This window comes from Streptomyces sp. NBC_01716 (assembly GCF_036248275.1).
Classification (GTDB): Bacteria; Actinomycetota; Actinomycetes; order Streptomycetales; family Streptomycetaceae; genus Streptomyces.
Genome location: NZ_CP109181.1, coordinates 934,591 through 952,170 on the forward strand (window position 1 = coordinate 934,591; position 17,580 = coordinate 952,170).

Genomic DNA, 17,580 nt, shown 5'->3' on the forward strand with positions numbered 1-17,580 from the left:
CGGCGACCGACGTTCAGCCGACGGTCTGGGCCGGTCGACCGTGTTCTTCCTGAAGCAGAGGGGCGCGCCAGACGAATCGGCTGCCGCCGCCGGCGGGCGTCTCGATCGTGAAGGTCCCTCCCGCGCCCCGGGCCCGCTCGGCCAGATTCCGCAGACCGCTGCGCGGTACATCCGGTGGGATGCCGCGGCCGTTGTCCGTGACGGTCAGGACGACCTCGTCGGCGGTGGCCTGGAGATCGACCTCCACCCGGGTGGCGTGTGCGTGGCGTCCGGCGTTGCTCAACAGCTCGCCCAGCGCGGCGTGCACGTGGTCGGCGACCGGCGCCGGCACGTCGGTGTCCAGGAGACCCTCCATGCTGAGACGGGGCGGGTAGCCGAGGACGGACGCCGCCTCACCGGCCGTGCGCGCGGCACGCGCCCGCAGGCTGCGCCCGGCCTCCTCGTCCCTGACACGCAGGCCGAAGATCGTGCTGCGGATGATTTTGATCGTCTCGTCCAGGTCGCCGACGGCACGGGTGAGCCGTTCGGCGGCCCCCGCGTGGTCCACCAGCCGCGCGGCGCTCTGCAAGGTCATCCCGGTGGCGAACAGCCGCTGGATCGCCAGATCGTGCAAATCGCGCGCGATGCGGTCGCGGTCCGCCAGGAGCGTCAACTGTTCGGTGTCGCTGCGTCGTTCGGCCAGCTCCAAAGCGACAGCGGCCTGGCCGGCGAAGACGAGCAGCGGATCGATCTCACTGTCCGTGAAGACCGGCTCTCCCGCGGTCCTGACCAGCAGCAGCACTCCGAGACGGTGCTCGGCGGTGCCCAGGGGGACGGCGACGGCGGGCCCCGGCTTCGTGAGATCACCGGCTGCGCCGGTGAAGCGGTCGTCGTCCGCCAGAGAGGCCGTGGCGACAGGGCCGCCTTCGCGGTAGGCGGCGCCGGGCAGGGTGCCGTCGACCGGATGGACCAGACCGCGCCGTTCCTCTTCCCTGCCTCCGGCGGCGAGTTCCACGACGAGGCTGTCGGTTCCGGGCACGGGAAGGGAGATGTCGGCGCGCTCGGCTCCCGTGAGTTCTCTGGCCCGGTCGGCGATGAGACCGAGAACCTCCGCGCGCGGGCTGCCGGAGAACAGGCTGTTGGTGATCTCCGTGTTCGCACGCTGCCAGCTCTGCTGGAGCCTCACGCCCTCGTACAGCCGGGCGTTGTCGATGGCCACACCCGCCGCCACCGACAGGGTGGAGATGACGGCTTCGTCCTCGGTGTCGAAGTCCTGCCCGCCGCGCTTGTCGGTCAGATACAGATTTCCGAACACCTGGTCACGCACCCGGATGGGCACTCCGAGAAACGTGCGCATCGGCGGGTGGCGGGCCGGGAATCCGTAGGACGCCTCGTGCGCCGTCAGATCCGTGAGCCGCAGCGGTTCGGGATTGCGGATCAGCTCACCCAGCAGACCGTGGCCCGCGGGCAGTGGCCCGATCTCCTCGATCTCCTCGTCCGTGACACCGACCGTCAGGAACTGGGACAGTCTGCGACCGTCCGGGCCTATCACCCCGAGCGCCGCGTAGCGGGCGTCGACGAGGACGGCGGCAGCCTCCACGATCCGCCGCAGCACCTGGGCGAGGTCCAGCTCCCGCCCCACCGAGACGACGGCCTCCAGCAGGCTGTGCACCCGGTCCCTGGTGCCCCGGGCGGCGTCGATACGGGTCTGAAGCTCGTCAAGGAGTTCGTCGAGCCGCATCTTCGGTATCTGAGAGAACGGATCCTGCTCGCCCACCGTCGCTCCTCCACAGCCTGGACCGGGGGACAGACTAGCGGCCCTGTCAGGCGTTGTGTGGAGGGTGGAGGTACGACGGGCGCCTACGGTCCCGAGGGACCCGAGCGGCCGTCGGCTCGTACAGGGCCGCTGCCGTCGCCGGGCGGAGTGAGTCCGGAGGGAACCAGCAGGACCGGGCAGCGCGCGTGGTGCAGCAGCGCGTGCACGGTGCGCAGGCGCCGTGAGCGTTTTCCGCCGTGCCGGCGGTACGCGACGACCACCGCGTCGGCGCCGGACGTGGCGGTGATCAGCTCGCTGTCGGGCACGGGCGCGATCCGGTCGTGGTCACGGTCATCCATCCCGGCGGGGCACTCCGCCCCGGTGGCGCGAGCGGTGGAGAACGGCGCGTCGGCGGTGGAGGGCCGGTAGTGCGCGGTGTGTACGAAGCGCAGGCGGGCACCGCGCCGTACGGCTTCCTCGAAGGCGAAGCCCGCGGCTTCGAGGTCGGCGTCGCTTTCGACGGCGAACAGCACCTCGCCCGCCCGGAGTTGGCCAGTGGGGCACCCGGCGCCGACCACGAGGAGTGGGCAGCGGCTCCGTTCGGCGACGCTCTGGGCCACGGACCGCGACGCCAGCGAGGCGGGAGCGCGCAGGGCGCGTGTGCCGACGACGACGAGCGCCGCGGTCCTGCCGCGGGTCAGCAGGGCCGTGGCGGGGTCGGCGGCCACGGCCGTGAGGCGGACGGGGAGTTGGGGGTGGCGTGCGAGGACCCGGTCGGCCGACGTGGTCAGGACCGGTCCGGCGACGTCCAGGTCGGGCACGCCGTACACGATCTCCAGAGTCACCGCCCGGCGCCTCGACTCCTCGGCCGCCGCGTCCAGCGCGCGGGTCGCGACGACCGATCCGTCGACGCCCACGACCACATGGTGTTCGAGCATGCGCGTTCTCCCCTCCTGCCCCTGGCGGACCCTCCGGCCGGGCCCGCGACCCAACTCTGGTGCCTGGGGCGGGCGTTCCACAGGAGCCGACCGGACCCGCCCGGGGGTCCGACCGGCCCTACCCCCGGGCCGGCGGCCGGTGCCACGTTGCTCGGGACAACAACGTGAGCGGATACGGAAGGTGGTGGGAACGGTGGAGTTCCCCCTGGTGGTCGGCATCGACGGATCCGAATCGAGTCTGCGGGCGCTGGACTGGGCCGCGGACGAGGCGGTACGGCACACGCTGCCGCTGCGTGTGGTGTACGCCCACCTCTGGGAGCCGCACGACAGCGTCCGATCGCCACTCGGCGCAGGTGAGTCGATGGACGGGACCTGGGCCGAAGATGTCGTCACCGGAGCGGCCAGGCGGGCCCGGGTGGGCCGGCCCGAGCTGAAGGTCTCCAGCACCGTGCTGCCCGACGCCGCCGTACCCGCGCTGCTGCGCGAGAGCGAGGAGGCGTACGCCGTGGTCATCGGCAGCAGAGGCCATGGCACCCTGACGGGGCTGCTCCTCGGGTCGGTCGGCCTCCAGCTGGCGGCCCGCGCGTCCGGTCCTGTCATCGTCGTACGGGGCGCACCGGCCAGTGTCCGGGGCGGCTTCAACCAGGTGGTGCTGGGCGTGCACGACGCCGAACGCAGCTCGGCGGCAACGGAGTTCGCCTTCGCGGAGGCCCAGACGCGTCGCAGCCGGCTGCACGCGGTACACGCCTGGAGGACCCCGGCCTACGTACTGCCCGACGTGCCGATCCCCCCGGACCTGTTCACGGAGAACCAGGAGCACGAGGCGCGGGAACTGCTCACCGCCGCGCTGCGGAAGTCCGCCCATCGGCACCCGTCGGTGCGGGTCGTCCAGGAAACGTTCAACGGCCCCGCTCGCGACGGTCTGCTGGGCGCGTCGAAATCCGCCGATCTGGTGGTGATCGGCGCCCGCCGCCGCCACAACTCACCGGCCCTCCAACTCGGCAGCGTCAACCACGCGGTACTCCACCACGCACCCTGCCCGGTGGCGATCGTCCCCCAGCGCCCCTGACCCCGGACCCCCGGACCCCCGGGCCCCGGACGGTCACGGGCGATCGTCCTGCCGTCGGCAGGAAAACGAACGTAACAGCAGGTCAATCGCGCGGGCCCGGCGACCATCGCCGGGTCCCGCGCTTCGGTGTGTCCGGCCGTTTATCCGCCCTGCTCATGAGAGCAAAAAAAACCGCATGTGTTGCCTGGAGGTTAACGGCCGACCTACTGTCCCTCGCCAGGACCACATCAGGAGGCCCACATGCGTATCAAGCGCATCTTCGGGATCTTTATCGCGACATCCACCCTTGCGTCACTCGCCGCCTGCTCGGTATCCACCAGCCCCGGTGGCACCGACGGCGGAGGCAAGAAGGCCACCGGCGACCTGTCCATCGGCTTCAGCCAGGCGACCCAGCAGTCACCGTTCTACGTGCAGCTGCGCACCGGAGCCGAGCAGGCCGCGAAGAAGGCCGGCGCCAAGCTCAACTTCGCCGATGCCGGCGATGACGTGACCAAGCAGAACAACGACATCCAGGACCTGATCACGCGCGGCGTCGACGTGCTGCTGATAAACCCGGTGGACCCCAAGGGCGTCAAGGCGGGTCTCGCCGCCGCGAAGGCCGCGGGCATCCCGGTCGTCACCGTCGACCGTCCGGTGCCCTCGGGCGGCGCCGCGTCCCACGTCGGCCGGGACAACAAGGAGATGGGCCGGCTCGTCGGGGAGCAGGTCGCCAAGGCGATGGGCGCCCAGGGCGGCAAGATCCTTGAGATCAAGGGTGACGCGGGTGGCGCGGTCGCCCGCGACCGCAGCGCCGGCTTCCACGAGGCCGTGGCCGGGAACAGCAAGATCAAGATCGTCGCCGGGCCCTACTGCGACTACATCCGTTCCAAGGCCGTCACCGCCACTCAGGACCTCCTCCAGACGAACTCCGACGTCAAGGCGGTCTACGCCCACAACGACGACATGGCTCTCGGGGCGCTCCAGGTGCTCAAGGAGAACAACCGCGGCGACGTGATGGTCGCGGGGGTCGACGGCCTGATGGAGGCGGTGAAGTCCATAGCCGCCGACGGTCCGTATGTCGCCACGGCCCTCAACGACCCGATCTCCCTCGGTGGCACGGCCGTGCGGACGGCCCTCGATGTCCAGGCGGGCAAGAAGGCCCCCGCGTCCGTCGACGCCGGGACCGGTCTCGTCGACCGGGACAACGCCGCCAAGTACACCGGCTCCACCACGTTCGCCCTCGCGGGCAAGGAATGACACCGAGTCCCACCCCGGCGGCCGGGTCTCACCGTGGCCCCGGCCTCCGCCCCCTTCCCGAACCGGCTTCCGGACCCGTCCCAGGATCCACACGAGAAAGCGACACGAACATGCCGCAGACCATGCGAGCCGCCCTGCTGCACGCCCCGGGCGACATCCGCGTCGAGGAGGTGCCGGTACCGGAACCGGCACCCCGGGAGGCGCTCGTCCGCGTCGCCGCCTGCGGAGTCTGCGGCTCCGACATACCGAGGATGCTGCGGCCCGGCGGCGCGTACCACCTCCCGCTCATCTGCGGCCACGAGTTCTCCGGCCATGTGGTGGCGCTGGGCGCCGAGCTGGCCGCCGCCGGCACGGTCAAGGAGGGCGACCTGGTGGCCGTACCGCCGCTGGTCCCCTGCCGCCGCTGCGCACCCTGCTCCCAGGGCCACTTCAGCCTCTGCGAGGACTACGACTACTTCGGCAGCAGGCGCGCCGGTGCCTACGCCGAGTACGTCGCGGTTCCGGAGGGCAACCTCATGGTCCTGCCCGCCGACCTCGACCCCCGCGCCGCCGCGATGCTCGACCCCGCGGCCATCGCCCTGCACGCCATCTGGCGCACCAAGCTGCGTACCGGACACCGGGTCGCCGTTGTCGGCGCGGGACCGATCGGGCTGTTCGCCGTCCAGTGGGCGCGGCTCGCCGGGGCGAGCGAGGTGCTGTCGATCGATGTGAGCGAGCAGAAGGCGGCGATGGCCCTGGAGGCCGGCGCCACCCACACCGCCACCACGCCCGAGCAGGCCACCGAACTGGCGGGCCCCGGCTACGACGTGATCATCGAGTCCGCCGGCGTACCGGCCACCGCCGACCAGGCCGTCGCCCTCGCCGCCCGGCACGGCCAGGCCGTCTTCATCGGGATTCCGCACGACCCGGTGGTGCTGCCCAAGTCCACCTTCAGCAGCTTCCTGCGCCGCGAGGTCACCCTCCACGGCGCCTGGAACTCCTTCTCCGCGCCCTTCCCCGGCGACGAATGGCGCACCGCCGCGCGCGCCATGGGCGACGGCAGTCTCCGCTGGAAATTTATGATCACTCACGAGCTGGGCCTGGACGACGTCTCGTCCACCCTGCACAGCCTCGGCGAGCGCTCCGTGTTCAGCTCCAAGGTTCTCTTCATGCCGAACGGAGACCGGCCATGACGGCATTTCTCGCGATCGACCTGGGCACCGAGAGCGCCCGCGTCGCCGTGTACGGCGCGGGCGGCGCCGTGCTGGGGCAGAGCAGGAGCGGCTACCCCACGTCCTTCCCGCACCCCGGGTGGGCCGAGCAGGACCCCGAGAGCTGGTGGCGCGCGGTGGTGACCGCCACCAGGGCCGCGCTCGCCGAAGCCGGCTCGCCCCCGGTGACCGGTGTCGCGGTCGCCACCACCGCCTCCACCGTCGTCGTACTCGACGGCGAAGGGCGGCCGCTGCGCCCCGCACTGCTGTGGATGGACAGCCGCGCCAGTGCCGAATCGGCGCTGACCGCGCGGTCCGGCCACCCTGCCCTGCGGTACGCGGGCGGTTCCGACGCCGTCGAGTTCCTCGTACCCAAGGCCATGTGGCTGGCCAGGAACGAACCGGACACCTACCGCGCCGCCCGGCACATCTCGGAAGCCGTCGACTACCTCGTCTGGCGCCTCACCGGGGAGTGGACGGGCTCGCAGATGAACGCCGTCTGCAAGTGGAACTACGACCCGCACGGCGCCGGACTGCCCGACGACCTCTACGCCGAGTTCGGCGTCCCCGATCTGCGGGACAAGCTTCCCGACCGGATCATCCCGGTCGGCGGCCCCATCGCCGGGGTCCGGCAGGAAGCCCGCGAGGAACTCGGCATCACCGGAAAGGCCGTGGTCTGCGCCGGGGGCATCGATGCCCATCTGTCGCTCCTCGCCGTGGGAGGCGCCAGGCCCGGCCGGGTGTCGGTCGTCTGCGGCACATCGACCGCCTTCGTCACCGAGATCGACGAACCGGTGTTCCCGCCCACCGTCTGGGGGCCCTATCCGGACGCCCTCAACGCCGGGCACTGGCTGGTCGAGGGCGGACAGGTCACCTCGGGATCCGTCCTGACCTGGGTCGGTGAACAGCTTCTGGGCCGGCCCCGCGCCGAACTGGCCGGACTGATCAAGGAAGCCTCGGCCCTGCCGCCCCGTCAACACGGCCTCATGGTCCTCGACTACTTCATGGGCAACCGCACCCCGCTGCGCGACCCGCGGCTGCGCGGCGCGGTGCTCGGGCTGACCGTCGGCACCCGCCCCGAGGGGGTCTACCGGGCCGCGGTCGAAGGGGTCGCCTACGGCACCCGGCAGGTCCTCGACTCCTTCATCGACGGGGGTGTCCCGGTCGACGAGGTGTTCGTCTCCGGCGGAATCCGGCACAACCCGCTCTGGCTGCGTACCACGGCCGATGTCCTCGGCCGCCCGCTGCGCCTGGTGGCCGAGGACAACCTGACCCTGCGGGCCTGCGCGGTCGCCGCCGCCGTCGGCTCCGGCGAGGCGGCCTCGCTGACCGACGCGGCCGCGGGCTTCGCCCCCGAGGTACGGCTGGTCGAACCGGACCCCGCCCACCACGACACCTTCGAAGAGGGCTACGCGGACTACCGCGCCGCCACCGAAGCCACCCGCACGATCGCCCACCGGCTCAGCGCGCCGGACCGCGGGCACAGCTGACCGGGCATCGGACGAGGAGCGCCGGATGACCAACATCGAGGACGAAGCCCTGCTCTACCAGGTCGCCTCCATGTACTACGAGCAGAACAGGACTCAGGAGCAGATCGGGGAGGAACTGCACTTCACCCGCTGGAAGGTCGGCCGCCTCCTCGCCGAGGCCCGTCAGGCGGGGATCGTACGGATCGAGGTCGTCCACCCCAAAGCGCGGGTGCGCGCACTGGAGGAGCGGCTGCGGGAGGTCTTCGGGCTGCGCGACGCCGTCGTGGTCACGGCCGACCGTACGGACGACGAGGAGGGACTGCGCGCGCGGGTGGCGGAGGCCGGGGCGGACTACCTCGCCAGGCTCAAGCCCTCGGTGCTGGGCGTGTCCTGGGGCCGCACGATGGACCTGCTCGCGGCCAGCCTCCATTCAGGCTGGGCGAAGGACGTCCACGTCGTACAGATCAACGGCGGGCTCAGCCGCTCCCGCACCCCCACCTCCGCGCAGGACATGGCCAGCCGGATCGCGCACTCGGCCCAGGGCACACTCAGCGTCCTGCCCGTTCCGTCCATCGTGGAACAGGAGGCGACCCGGCGGCTCCTGGAGGGGGACAGCGCGGTCGCCGACGTCCTCACCCAGGCCGCCGCCGCTGACACCGTCCTGTTCAGCCCCGGTGGCATAGGCGCCGACTCGGTACTCGTCAGCTCCGGCTATCTCACCGCCGACGACCTGCGGGGGCTCGCCGAGGCCGGAGCCGTCGGCGATGTCGCGGGACGCTTCATCGACGCGCGGGGCGCCATCGTCGACCGGTCGCTGGACGACCGCACCCTCGGTCTCCCGCTGGAACACCTGCGCCACAGCGCCGTGTCGGTGGCCGTGGTCTCCGGCAGCGCCAAACACGCGGTGTGCGCGGCCGTGGTCTCCAGCGGGCTGTGCAACACCCTCGTCACCGACCACCACACCGCGTCCCATCTGCTCAACCCGCAGCCGAGCGACGAGCTGTGAGTGCGCACAGCAGGAAGGGAGGGGCCATGAGCCCTCAGGAATCCGACCGCCGGGGAACCGACCCCGAGATACCCCGCCTGACGATGCGCGGCATCGTCAAGCGCTTCCCCGGCACCCTCGCCAACGACGGGGCCGAGCTGATCGTGCGCCCGGGTGAGACGCACTGCCTGCTCGGCGAGAACGGCGCGGGCAAGAGCACCCTGATGAAGATCCTGGCCGGTTCCTACCGGCCGGACGAGGGCGAGATCCTCCTCGACGGTGAACCCGCCGTGCTCACCAGCCCGCAGGCCGGCCTGGCCGCGGGGATCGCCGTCATCTACCAGGAACTGGACCTCGTACCCGATCTGACCGTCGCCCAGAATCTCCTCCTCGGCCACGCGCCGTCCACGGGCCCGGTCATCCGTCGCAGAGAACGCGCCGAGCGCGCCCGCGCCGCCGTGGCCCGGGTCGGCGGGGACTTCTCCGTCCACACCCTCGTCCGCGATCTGCCCATCGCCGCACAACAGCTCACCGCGGTCGCCAAGGCACTCACCTCCGACGCACGCCTCATCGTCATGGACGAGCCGTCCGCGACCCTCGGCGAGAGCGACCTGCGCAAGGTGTTCGAAGTGATCCGCTCACTCACCGCTCAGGGCCGCTCCGTCATCTACATCTCGCACCGCCTGGACGAGGTCATGGAGATCGGGGACCGCGCCACGGTGATGCGCGACGGCCGGTCGGTCGCCGTCCGGGACCTCGCCACCACCACCGTCGGCCAGTTGGTCGACGACATGATCGGCGAGGCCCGGGAACTCGTCCGCCCCACCGAGCGGGCCCGGCCGCAGACACCGCCGCTGCTGGAGATCCACCGCGTGCACAGCCCCGGGCTGATCGACATCGCCGGCGTCGAGGTGCGGGCGGGCGAGATCGTGGGACTCGCGGGGCTGGGCGGCGCCGGCCGTACGACCCTGCTCAAGGCGCTGTTCGGGGACGCGCCGGCCACTGTCTCCGTCACCCTGGAAGGCGCCGCCGTACGGCTGGGCAGCCCCGCCGCGGCGGTACGGGCCGGACTCGCCCTGGTGCCGGAGAGCCGCAAGGAACAAGGGCTGATGCCGGGTCTGTCCGTCGGCCGCAACGCCGCTGTCACCGCGCTGGGCCGCCGGCCCTGGCTGCTGCCCCACCGCGTCGGCCGCAGGCTGGCCACACCGGTCCTCACCGGCCTCGGGGTGCGCTGCTCCTCGCCCGACCAACTGGTGGGCGAGCTGTCCGGCGGCAATCAGCAGAAGGTCGTGCTCGCCAAATGGATCACCAAGGGCGGGATACGTGTCCTGCTGCTCGACGAGCCCACCCGCGGCCTGGACGTGGGGGCCAAGGCCGACCTCTACCGGCAGGTGCGCCACCTCGCCGACCAGGGCGTGGCGGTGCTCCTGGCCAGCAGTGAGCTGAGCGAACTGACCTCCAACGCCGACCGTGTCTGGGTGTTGCACGAAGGCCGCAACGTGGCCTGCTTCGATCCGCGCACGACCGACGAGAACACCATCGCGCACACCGTCATCACCGGAGTCACCCCTACCGGAGTCACACCGACTGGAGCACCCTCATGAGCACATCCACTACGGTGGCCGACCCCAAAGAGGCCCCCGACGACCGGAACCCGCGGACCGCGTCCACCCGGCGGCGCGGCCTGGACCTCGTCGTCAAGTTCAATCTGGTGCTCGTCTTCCTGGCCCTGTGCGTGGTCGCGAGTCTGCTCGCCCCCGAGTTCCTGACCACCCGCAACATGTCCAACCTGCTTCAGCAGTCGGCGCTGACCGGCATCGTCGCCATCGGGATGACCATGGTCATCCTCACCGCCGGGATCGATCTCTCGGTGGGCAGCGTCGCCGCCTTCGGCGGGATGACCGTCGCCCTGCTGATCGACAAGGACATCAACTTCGTGCTGGCCATCGCCGCCAGCCTCGCCGCGGGTGCCCTGTTCGGCGCGATCATGGGCGGGCTCTCCGCCTATCTGTCGCTGCCCGCGTTCATGACCACCCTCGCCGGACTGACGGCCATCCGCGGACTGACCTATCTGCTGACGGACGGCGAGCCCGCCGGCGGCGACATCCCGCACTCCTTCCAGCTCCTGGGCGGCGGATTCGTCGGTCACATACCGATCGTCGGTCTCATCTTCGTGGCGGTCACCGTCGTCGCCGGACTGGTCCTGCGCGGCACCACGTTCGGCGAGTACGTCTACGCCGTCGGCAGCAACAAGGAAGCCGCCCGGCTCTCGGGTCTGCCGGTACGAGGCGTGATCACCGCGGTCTTCGCCATCTCCGGCACGCTGTCCGCCCTGGCGGGGGTGCTGCTGACCTCCCGTCTCACCATCGGCCAGCCGACGGCGTTCAGCGGTCTCGAACTGGACGCCATCGCGGCGGTCGTACTCGGCGGCACCAATCTCTTCGGCGGGCGCGGCGGGGTGATGGGCACCTTCGTCGCCGTGCTGCTGCTGTCGGTGCTGCGCAACCTCTGCAATCTGATGGGCCTGGGCTCGTTCTTCCAGATGGTCGTCACCGGTCTGATCCTCGTGGTCGCGCTCGTCCTCAACATGCTCATAGAGAAGCGAGGCTCCCGTGCCTGACACCGCCGCCGTCCACGCCCAGACCTCACTCGCGGCCTCCGCCGCGGCCTCCTCCGCGACCAGCAACGCCGAGCTCCGCGCCTTCCTGCACGGACTGCCCGGCGTCGACGAGGCCGGTGTCCACGCCCGCGTGGCCGACCTGGCCACCCGCTCGGTCAAGACCACCGCCAAGGCGCACGCCATCGACCTGGCCATCCGCATGGTCGACCTGACCACGCTGGAAGGCTCCGACACCCCCGGCAAGGTACGGGCCCTGTGCGCCAAGGCGCTGCTGCCCGACCCCGCCGACCGTACGGTCCCCCCGGTGGCCGCCGTCTGCGTCTATCCGGACCTCGTGCCCGTCGCCGTACAGGCCCTGCGTAACACCCCGGTCGGCGTCGCCTCGGTGGCCACCTCCTTCCCCGCGGGCCGGGCGCCGCTGGAGGTCAGGCTCCTCGACACCCGTCACGCCGTGGCCGACGGGGCGACCGAGATCGACATGGTGATCGACCGGGGTGCCTTCCTCGCCGGTGACTACCGCAAGGTCTACGACGAGATCGTCGCCGTCAAAGAGGTCTGCGCCCGCCCGCACGGCGAGCCGGCCCATCTGAAGGTGATCCTCGAAACCGGCGAACTGCCCGGCTACGACGCCGTACGCCGGGCCTCGTGGCTCGCCATGCGCGCCGGCGCCGACTTCATCAAGACGTCCACCGGCAAGGTGTCGCCCGCCGCCACCCCGGCCGTCACCCTGGTCATGCTCCAGGCGGTACGCGACTTCCGCGCCGAGACGGGCCGTCAGGTCGGTGTGAAACCCGCCGGAGGCATCCGCACCACCAAGGACGCGCTGCGCAACCTCGTGATGGTCGCCGAAACCGCGGGGTCCGACTGGCTCGACCCCCGCTGGTTCCGTATCGGTGCCTCCAGCCTGCTCAACGACCTGCTGATGCAGCGGGCGAAACTGACGACCGGCACATACCCCGGTCCCGACTACTACTCCGTGGACTGAAAGGGACCAGGCACGCATGTCCGACAGCAAGCTCAGCACGCTCGGTACGTTCGACTACGCACCCGCGCCCGAATCGAGGGCCGTGGTCTCCCTGCGGCCCGCGTACGGGCTCTTCATCGACGGAGAGTTCACCGAACCCGGTGACCACACCCTGGCCACCGTCAACCCCGCCGACGAGGAAGTCCTCGCCGAAGTGACCACGGCCAGCGACGAGGACGTGGACCGCGCGGTGGCGGCGGCCCGCCGCGCCTTCGAGGGCGTCTGGTCCAGGACCAGCCCCTCCGAACGCGGCAAGTACCTCTACCGGATCAGCAGGATCATCCAGGACCGCGCCCGTGAGCTCGCCGTCCTGGAGTCCCTCGACAACGGCAAACCCATCAAGGAGAGCCGGGACTTCGACATCCCGACGGCCGCCGCCCACTTCTTCTACTACGCGGGCTGGGCCGACAAACTGTCCTTCGCCGTGCCCGGCGCGCCCCGGCCCCGGCCGCTCGGCGTCGCCGCGCAGGTCATTCCGTGGAACTTCCCGCTGCTGATGCTCGCGTGGAAGATCGCCCCGGCGCTCGCGGCCGGTAACACCGTCGTGCTCAAACCCGCCGAGACCACACCGCTGACCGCCCTGGTCTTCGCGGAGATCTGTCAGCAGGCCGGCCTGCCGCCCGGTGTCGTCAATGTCGTCACGGGCGCGGGCGCCACCGGCCGTGCCCTCGTCGCCCACCCCGGCACCGACAAGGTCGCCTTCACCGGCTCCACCGACGTTGGCAGGGAGATCGCCCGCACCGTCGCGGGGACCTCCAAGCGGGTCACCCTCGAACTCGGCGGCAAGGGCGCCAACATCGTCTACGAGGACGCCGCAGTAGACCAGGCCGTCGAGGGCATCGTCACCGGGATCTTCTTCAACCAGGGGCATGTCTGCTGCGCGGGCTCCCGGCTGCTGGTTCAGGAGTCCGTCGCTGACGAGATCCTGCACCGGCTCAAGGAACGCGTCGCCCGGCTGCGCCTCGGTGACCCGCTGGACAAGAACACCGACATCGGCGCCGTCAACTCCGCCGCCCAGCTCGCCCGTATCCAGGACCTCGCGCGGGCCGGCCGGGAGGAGGGCGGTGAGGGCTGGTCCCCGGACTGTCAACTGCCCTCCAGGGGCTACTGGTTCGCCCCGACCATCTTCACCGGCGTCACCCAGGCGCACCGGATCGCCCGCGAGGAGATCTTCGGACCGGTGCTGTCCGTGCTGACGTTCCGCACCCCCGAGGAGGCCGTCCAGAAGGCGAACAACACCCCGTACGGACTGTCCGCCGGCGTCTGGACGGAGAAGGGCAGCCGGATGCTGTGGACGGCGAACCGGCTGCGCGCCGGGGTGATCTGGGCGAACACCTTCAACAAATTCGATCCCGCCAGCCCCTTCGGCGGCTACCGCGAGTCCGGTTACGGGCGCGAGGGCGGACGGCACGGACTGGAGGCGTACCTCAATGGCTGAATCCGTCATCGCACCCGAGGCGGCGGCCCCGCGGCTGCCGGTGCACAAGACCTACAAGCTCTATGTGGGCGGCGCCTTTCCCCGCTCCGAGTCGGGCAGGAGTATCCGCGTGACCTCAGCCCGGGGCGAACACCTGGCCAACGCCGCGCTGGCCTCACGGAAGGACGCCAGGGACGCGGTCGTCGCGGCCCGGGGGGCGTTCGGTCCATGGGCCGCCCGGTCCGCCTACAACCGGGGCCAGATCCTCTACCGGATCGCCGAGATGATGGAGGGCCGCCGCGCCCACTTCGTCCAGGACACCGTCGACGCCCAGGGCGTCGGCCGCGCCGAGGCGGGGGACATCGTCTCGGCGGCGATCGACCGCTGGGTGTACTACGCGGGCTGGACCGACAAGATCGCCCAGGTCCTGGGCACCGGCAACCCGGTCTCCGGGCCGTACGACAACAATTCCGCTCCCGAGCCGACCGGTGTCGTCGCCGTCCTCGCGCCGCAGGACGCGCCGCTGCTCGGACTGGTCGCCGTCGTCGCACCGGTGATCGCGGCCGGGAACACCGCGGTCGTGATCGCGAGTGAGCGCGCCCCGCTGCCCGCCGTCACCCTGGCCGAGGCGCTGGCCACCTCCGATCTGCCGGGCGGGGTGGTCAACATCCTCACCGGCAGGACGGCCGAACTGGCCACGCCACTGGCGGCGCACGCCGACGTCAACGCGCTCGACCTGGCCGGGGCGGGAGAACTCGCCACGGAACTGGAAACCGCGGCGGCGACCACCCTCACCCGGGTCCTGCGCCCGGAACCGTCCCCCGACTGGACCACGCTGCCGGGACTGACCCGCATCACACCGTTCCTGGAGACGAAGACCGTCTGGCAGCCGGCGGGGCGGTAGGGCGTGTCCGCATGCGATTGCCGGCCGTCGACGAGTCCACGGCCGGCAGTCGTACGGCGCAGACACCGGTGTCGTCGATGCGGAGGGTGGCGGGCGATCGCGACGGGTCAGGGCCTGAGCACGATCCGGCCGAAGACTTCACCTGCGTCCATCTTCCGGTGCGCCAGGACGGATTGGTCCAGCGAGAGCACGTCGTGCACGACCGCGGTGAGTTCGCCGCGGACCACTGCGGCGAACTGCTCGCCGCGTACGGCCCGTAGATCCGCCGTGCCGACCGTGGCCGCGCTGAAGGTGGCGAACGACATCGACTTCTGGAACCGAGCCATCAGCGTCGTTCCGAAGTCCGCGGGCGGCTGCCCTCCCACGGCTCCGACGGCGACCATGCGCCCGTTGGGATTGAGCAGGTCGAAGAACGACGGCAGGTCGTCGCCGGCCACCACGTCGAAGACCACGTCGTAGCCCGCCGGGGAGTCGGGGCCACCGCGGCCCGAGCGGTCCAGCACGTGCGTGGCGCCCAGTTGGCGCAGGCGTTCTCCGCGCTCGGCCGACGACGTGGTCACCGCCACCGCGGACGCGCCCTCGCGGACCGCCAGTTGCACCGCCATGACACCGATGCTGCCGGCCGCCCCGCGTACCAGCACCGCCTCGCCCGGGGCGAAGTGGGCGTGCGCCAGGCCGAAGTGGGCTACGGCCCCGGAGCTGCCGATCGTGACCGAATCGACCGGCGACAGTCCCTCGGGCAGCGGCAGCACCTGCTCGACCGGTACGCACGCCTGCTCGACATAACCTCCTCCCGTACCGGTGAAGGCCCACACCCACCGCCCGACCCAGGACCGGTCAACCCCCTTTCCAGCGACCGTGACCCTGCCTGCCACCTCACTGCCCGGGACGAACCCCTCCTTGAACCCGTAAGCGGCGAGGGCCCCGCTCCGGATCAGCACGTCCGCACCGGCGACCCCCACCGCCTCAACAGCGATCAGAACCTCGCCTTCGGCGGGGACGGGTGTCGGCAGATCAACCAGGGCCAGTCCTTCAGGATCTCCAAAGGTCCGGATCTCTACGGCCTTCACGGGTACGTACCTCCAGGGCGCTCGATGTCTCCCGCATGCGTACCTGTTACGGCTGCACATCACGCACACGGCATGTGACCCGGGCCGACGCTAATGGACGCCCCCGTCCGTTCAGCCGAAGTAAGAGCATGCCGCGGAATTTGCCTCACTCCCCGCCGCCGGACCAGGTCCGAAGCCGCCGGACCAGGTCCGAAAAGGATTGGACCGGTTGACGCCCGGCTCGTAGCCTGCGGTGGACCGCGACACCGCCCGAGGAGGTGAGACCCATGAACGCAGTATCGACGTGGGTGCTCCTTCTTCCCGTCACGGCCGGCGATTGACGTAGGTGTCGCCGGGAGCGCCTCGACTACTAGGTGCTCTCGAAAGGCAACACCTCATGTTCGACGTGATAATCGCCGGATGCGGGCCCACCGGCGCGATGCTGGCGGCCGAGCTGCGGCTGCACGATGTGCGGGTACTCGTTCTGGAGAAGGAAACCGAGCCCGTGTCGTTCGTCCGTGTCGTCGGGCTGCACATTCGCAGTCTCGAACTGATGGCAATGCGCGGACTGCTGGACCGCGTTCGCGCACACGGAAGGCAGCGGCCGGCCGGCGGATTCTTCGCCGGCATCGGCAAACCCGCGCCCCAGGGCCTGGATTCCGCGCACGCCTATCTGCTGGGCATCCCGCAGCCGGTCATCGTGCGGCTGCTGGAAGAGCACGCGACCCAACTGGGTGCGCGGGTACGGCGCGGTTGTGCGGTGGCCGGGTTCGTGCAGGACGACGAGGGGGTGACCGTCGAGCTCGCCGACGGCGAACGGCTGCGTTCGCGCTATCTCGTCGGCTGTGACGGCGGGCGCAGTTCGGTGCGCAAACTGCTCGGCGTCGGCTTCCCCGGTGAGCCCTCGCGGACCGAGACGCTGATGGGCGAGATGGAAGTGGCTGTGCCGCAGGCGGAGATCGCCGCCAAGGTGACCGAAATCGGCGGGACCGACAGGCGATTCTCGCTCAGGCCCTTCGGCGAAGGGGCATACAGCGTCGTGGTCCCCGCCGCAGGAGTCAGTGATCGCGCGGAACCACCCACCCTCGATGACTTCAAACAACAGCTGCGCACCGTCGCCGGAACCGATTTCGGCGTGCACTCCCCGCGCTGGCTGTCCCGCTTCGGGGATGCCACCCGGCTGGCCGAACGCTATCGGGTCGGGCGGGTGCTGCTGGCCGGCGACGCGGCGCACATCCATCCGCCCACCGGCGGACAGGGCCTCAACCTCGGCGTTCAGGACGCGTTCAACCTCGGCTGGAAACTGGCCGCGCAGATCCGCGGCTGGGCGCCGGAAACACTTCTGGACACCTATCAGGCCGAACGCCGTCCCGTCGCCGATGACGTGCTGGACAACACCCGCGCCCAGATGGAACTGCACTCCCCCGAACCGGGCGCGCGGGCGCTGCGCAGGCTGCTCACCGAACTGATGGACTTCGACGAGGTGAACCGCCATCTCATCGAGAAGATCACCGCGATCGGTATCCGCTACGACTTCGGTGAGGGACCCGACCTGCTCGGCCGCCGCCTGCGCGACATCGACGTGGAACAGGGCCACCTCTACGGTCTGCTGCGTCGCGGCCGCGGCCTGCTGCTCGACCGCACCGAACGCCTGGCCGTCGGCGGCTGGTCGGACCGGGTCGATCACCTCGCGGACCCCACCGCGGCGCTGGATGTTCCGTGCGTCCTGCTACGCCCCGACGGCCACGTCGCCTGGATCGGCGACGATCAGCGGGACCTGGACGACCACCTCTCCCGCTGGTTCGGCAAGCCCGCCAACTGATCCGGGACGTGATCGGCTCGTGACAGGCGGTTGCTCCCCGCTTGGCCCGTTTTATCCCCGCGTGATCATTACAGCCCGGCCACTCGCGCTGAAAGTTGGAGGTCAACTCCCTTAAGCTGGCA

General features: G+C 70.8%; 14 protein-coding genes. 11 read left to right on the top strand and 3 right to left on the bottom strand.

Going from position 1 to position 17,580, the window contains the following annotated elements:
- Positions 1-13: 13 nt before the first annotated feature.
- Positions 14-1,720 carry a sensor histidine kinase gene (locus tag OIE74_RS04045; protein WP_329392156.1) on the bottom strand — a complete coding sequence of 569 codons (1,707 nt, stop codon included), beginning with the start codon at positions 1,718-1,720 and terminating at the stop codon, positions 14-16.
- 119 nt (positions 1,721-1,839) lie between these two features.
- A complete protein-coding gene (locus tag OIE74_RS04050) occupies positions 1,840-2,673 on the bottom strand; it encodes a universal stress protein (RefSeq protein WP_329378479.1) in 834 nt (277 codons plus the stop codon).
- A gap of 193 nt (positions 2,674-2,866) precedes the next feature.
- On the opposite strand from OIE74_RS04050, the gene OIE74_RS04055 reads away from it, so the two are divergent.
- The 10 genes from OIE74_RS04055 (at position 2,867) to OIE74_RS04100 (ending at position 14,587) form a co-directional block, all read left to right on the top strand.
- Positions 2,867-3,742 (top strand): universal stress protein, encoded by an 876-nt coding sequence (locus OIE74_RS04055; protein ID WP_329378481.1) that lies wholly within the window; start codon positions 2,867-2,869, stop codon positions 3,740-3,742.
- 240 nt (positions 3,743-3,982) lie between these two features.
- On the top strand, positions 3,983-4,978 hold the full coding sequence (locus tag OIE74_RS04060; RefSeq protein WP_329378483.1) for a substrate-binding domain-containing protein: 996 nt from the start codon (positions 3,983-3,985) through the stop codon (positions 4,976-4,978).
- A 110-nt stretch (positions 4,979-5,088) separates the two neighbouring features.
- On the top strand, positions 5,089-6,150 hold the full coding sequence (locus OIE74_RS04065; protein ID WP_329378485.1) for a galactitol-1-phosphate 5-dehydrogenase: 1,062 nt from the start codon (positions 5,089-5,091) through the stop codon (positions 6,148-6,150).
- Positions 6,147-7,658 (top strand): FGGY-family carbohydrate kinase, encoded by a 1,512-nt coding sequence (locus OIE74_RS04070; RefSeq protein ID WP_329378487.1) that lies wholly within the window; start codon positions 6,147-6,149, stop codon positions 7,656-7,658. Before OIE74_RS04065 ends, OIE74_RS04070 begins: the two co-directional genes overlap by 4 nt.
- A gap of 25 nt (positions 7,659-7,683) precedes the next feature.
- On the top strand, positions 7,684-8,643 hold the full coding sequence (locus OIE74_RS04075) for a sugar-binding transcriptional regulator (RefSeq protein ID WP_329378489.1): 960 nt from the start codon (positions 7,684-7,686) through the stop codon (positions 8,641-8,643).
- A 26-nt stretch (positions 8,644-8,669) separates the two neighbouring features.
- Positions 8,670-10,226, top strand: a complete 1,557-nt coding sequence (locus tag OIE74_RS04080; RefSeq protein WP_329378491.1) for a sugar ABC transporter ATP-binding protein — start codon at positions 8,670-8,672, stop codon at positions 10,224-10,226.
- Entirely contained in the window at positions 10,223-11,242 is a 1,020-nt protein-coding gene (locus tag OIE74_RS04085; RefSeq protein WP_329378493.1) for an ABC transporter permease, read from the top strand. Before OIE74_RS04080 ends, OIE74_RS04085 begins: the two co-directional genes overlap by 4 nt.
- 85 nt (positions 11,243-11,327) lie before the next feature.
- Positions 11,328-12,227, top strand: coding sequence for a deoxyribose-phosphate aldolase (gene deoC, locus OIE74_RS04090; protein ID WP_329392157.1), 900 nt, complete (start codon positions 11,328-11,330; stop codon positions 12,225-12,227).
- Between the two features lie 16 nt (positions 12,228-12,243).
- Positions 12,244-13,704, top strand: coding sequence for an aldehyde dehydrogenase family protein (locus tag OIE74_RS04095; protein ID WP_329378495.1), 1,461 nt, complete (start codon positions 12,244-12,246; stop codon positions 13,702-13,704).
- Complete coding sequence (locus tag OIE74_RS04100; RefSeq protein WP_329378497.1) at positions 13,697-14,587, top strand: aldehyde dehydrogenase family protein; 891 nt, start codon at positions 13,697-13,699, stop codon at positions 14,585-14,587. Before OIE74_RS04095 ends, OIE74_RS04100 begins: the two co-directional genes overlap by 8 nt.
- A 107-nt stretch (positions 14,588-14,694) precedes the next feature.
- On the opposite strand, the gene OIE74_RS04105 is transcribed toward OIE74_RS04100, so the two are convergent.
- Positions 14,695-15,657 (bottom strand): zinc-dependent alcohol dehydrogenase family protein, encoded by a 963-nt coding sequence (locus OIE74_RS04105; protein WP_329378499.1) that lies wholly within the window; start codon positions 15,655-15,657, stop codon positions 14,695-14,697.
- Positions 15,658-16,033: 376 nt separating this feature from the next.
- Here OIE74_RS04105 and rox point away from each other — a divergent pair, with 376 nt between their 5' ends.
- Entirely contained in the window at positions 16,034-17,458 is a 1,425-nt protein-coding gene (gene rox, locus OIE74_RS04110; RefSeq protein WP_329378501.1) for a rifampin monooxygenase, read from the top strand.
- The last annotated feature ends 122 nt before the right edge of the window (positions 17,459-17,580 follow it).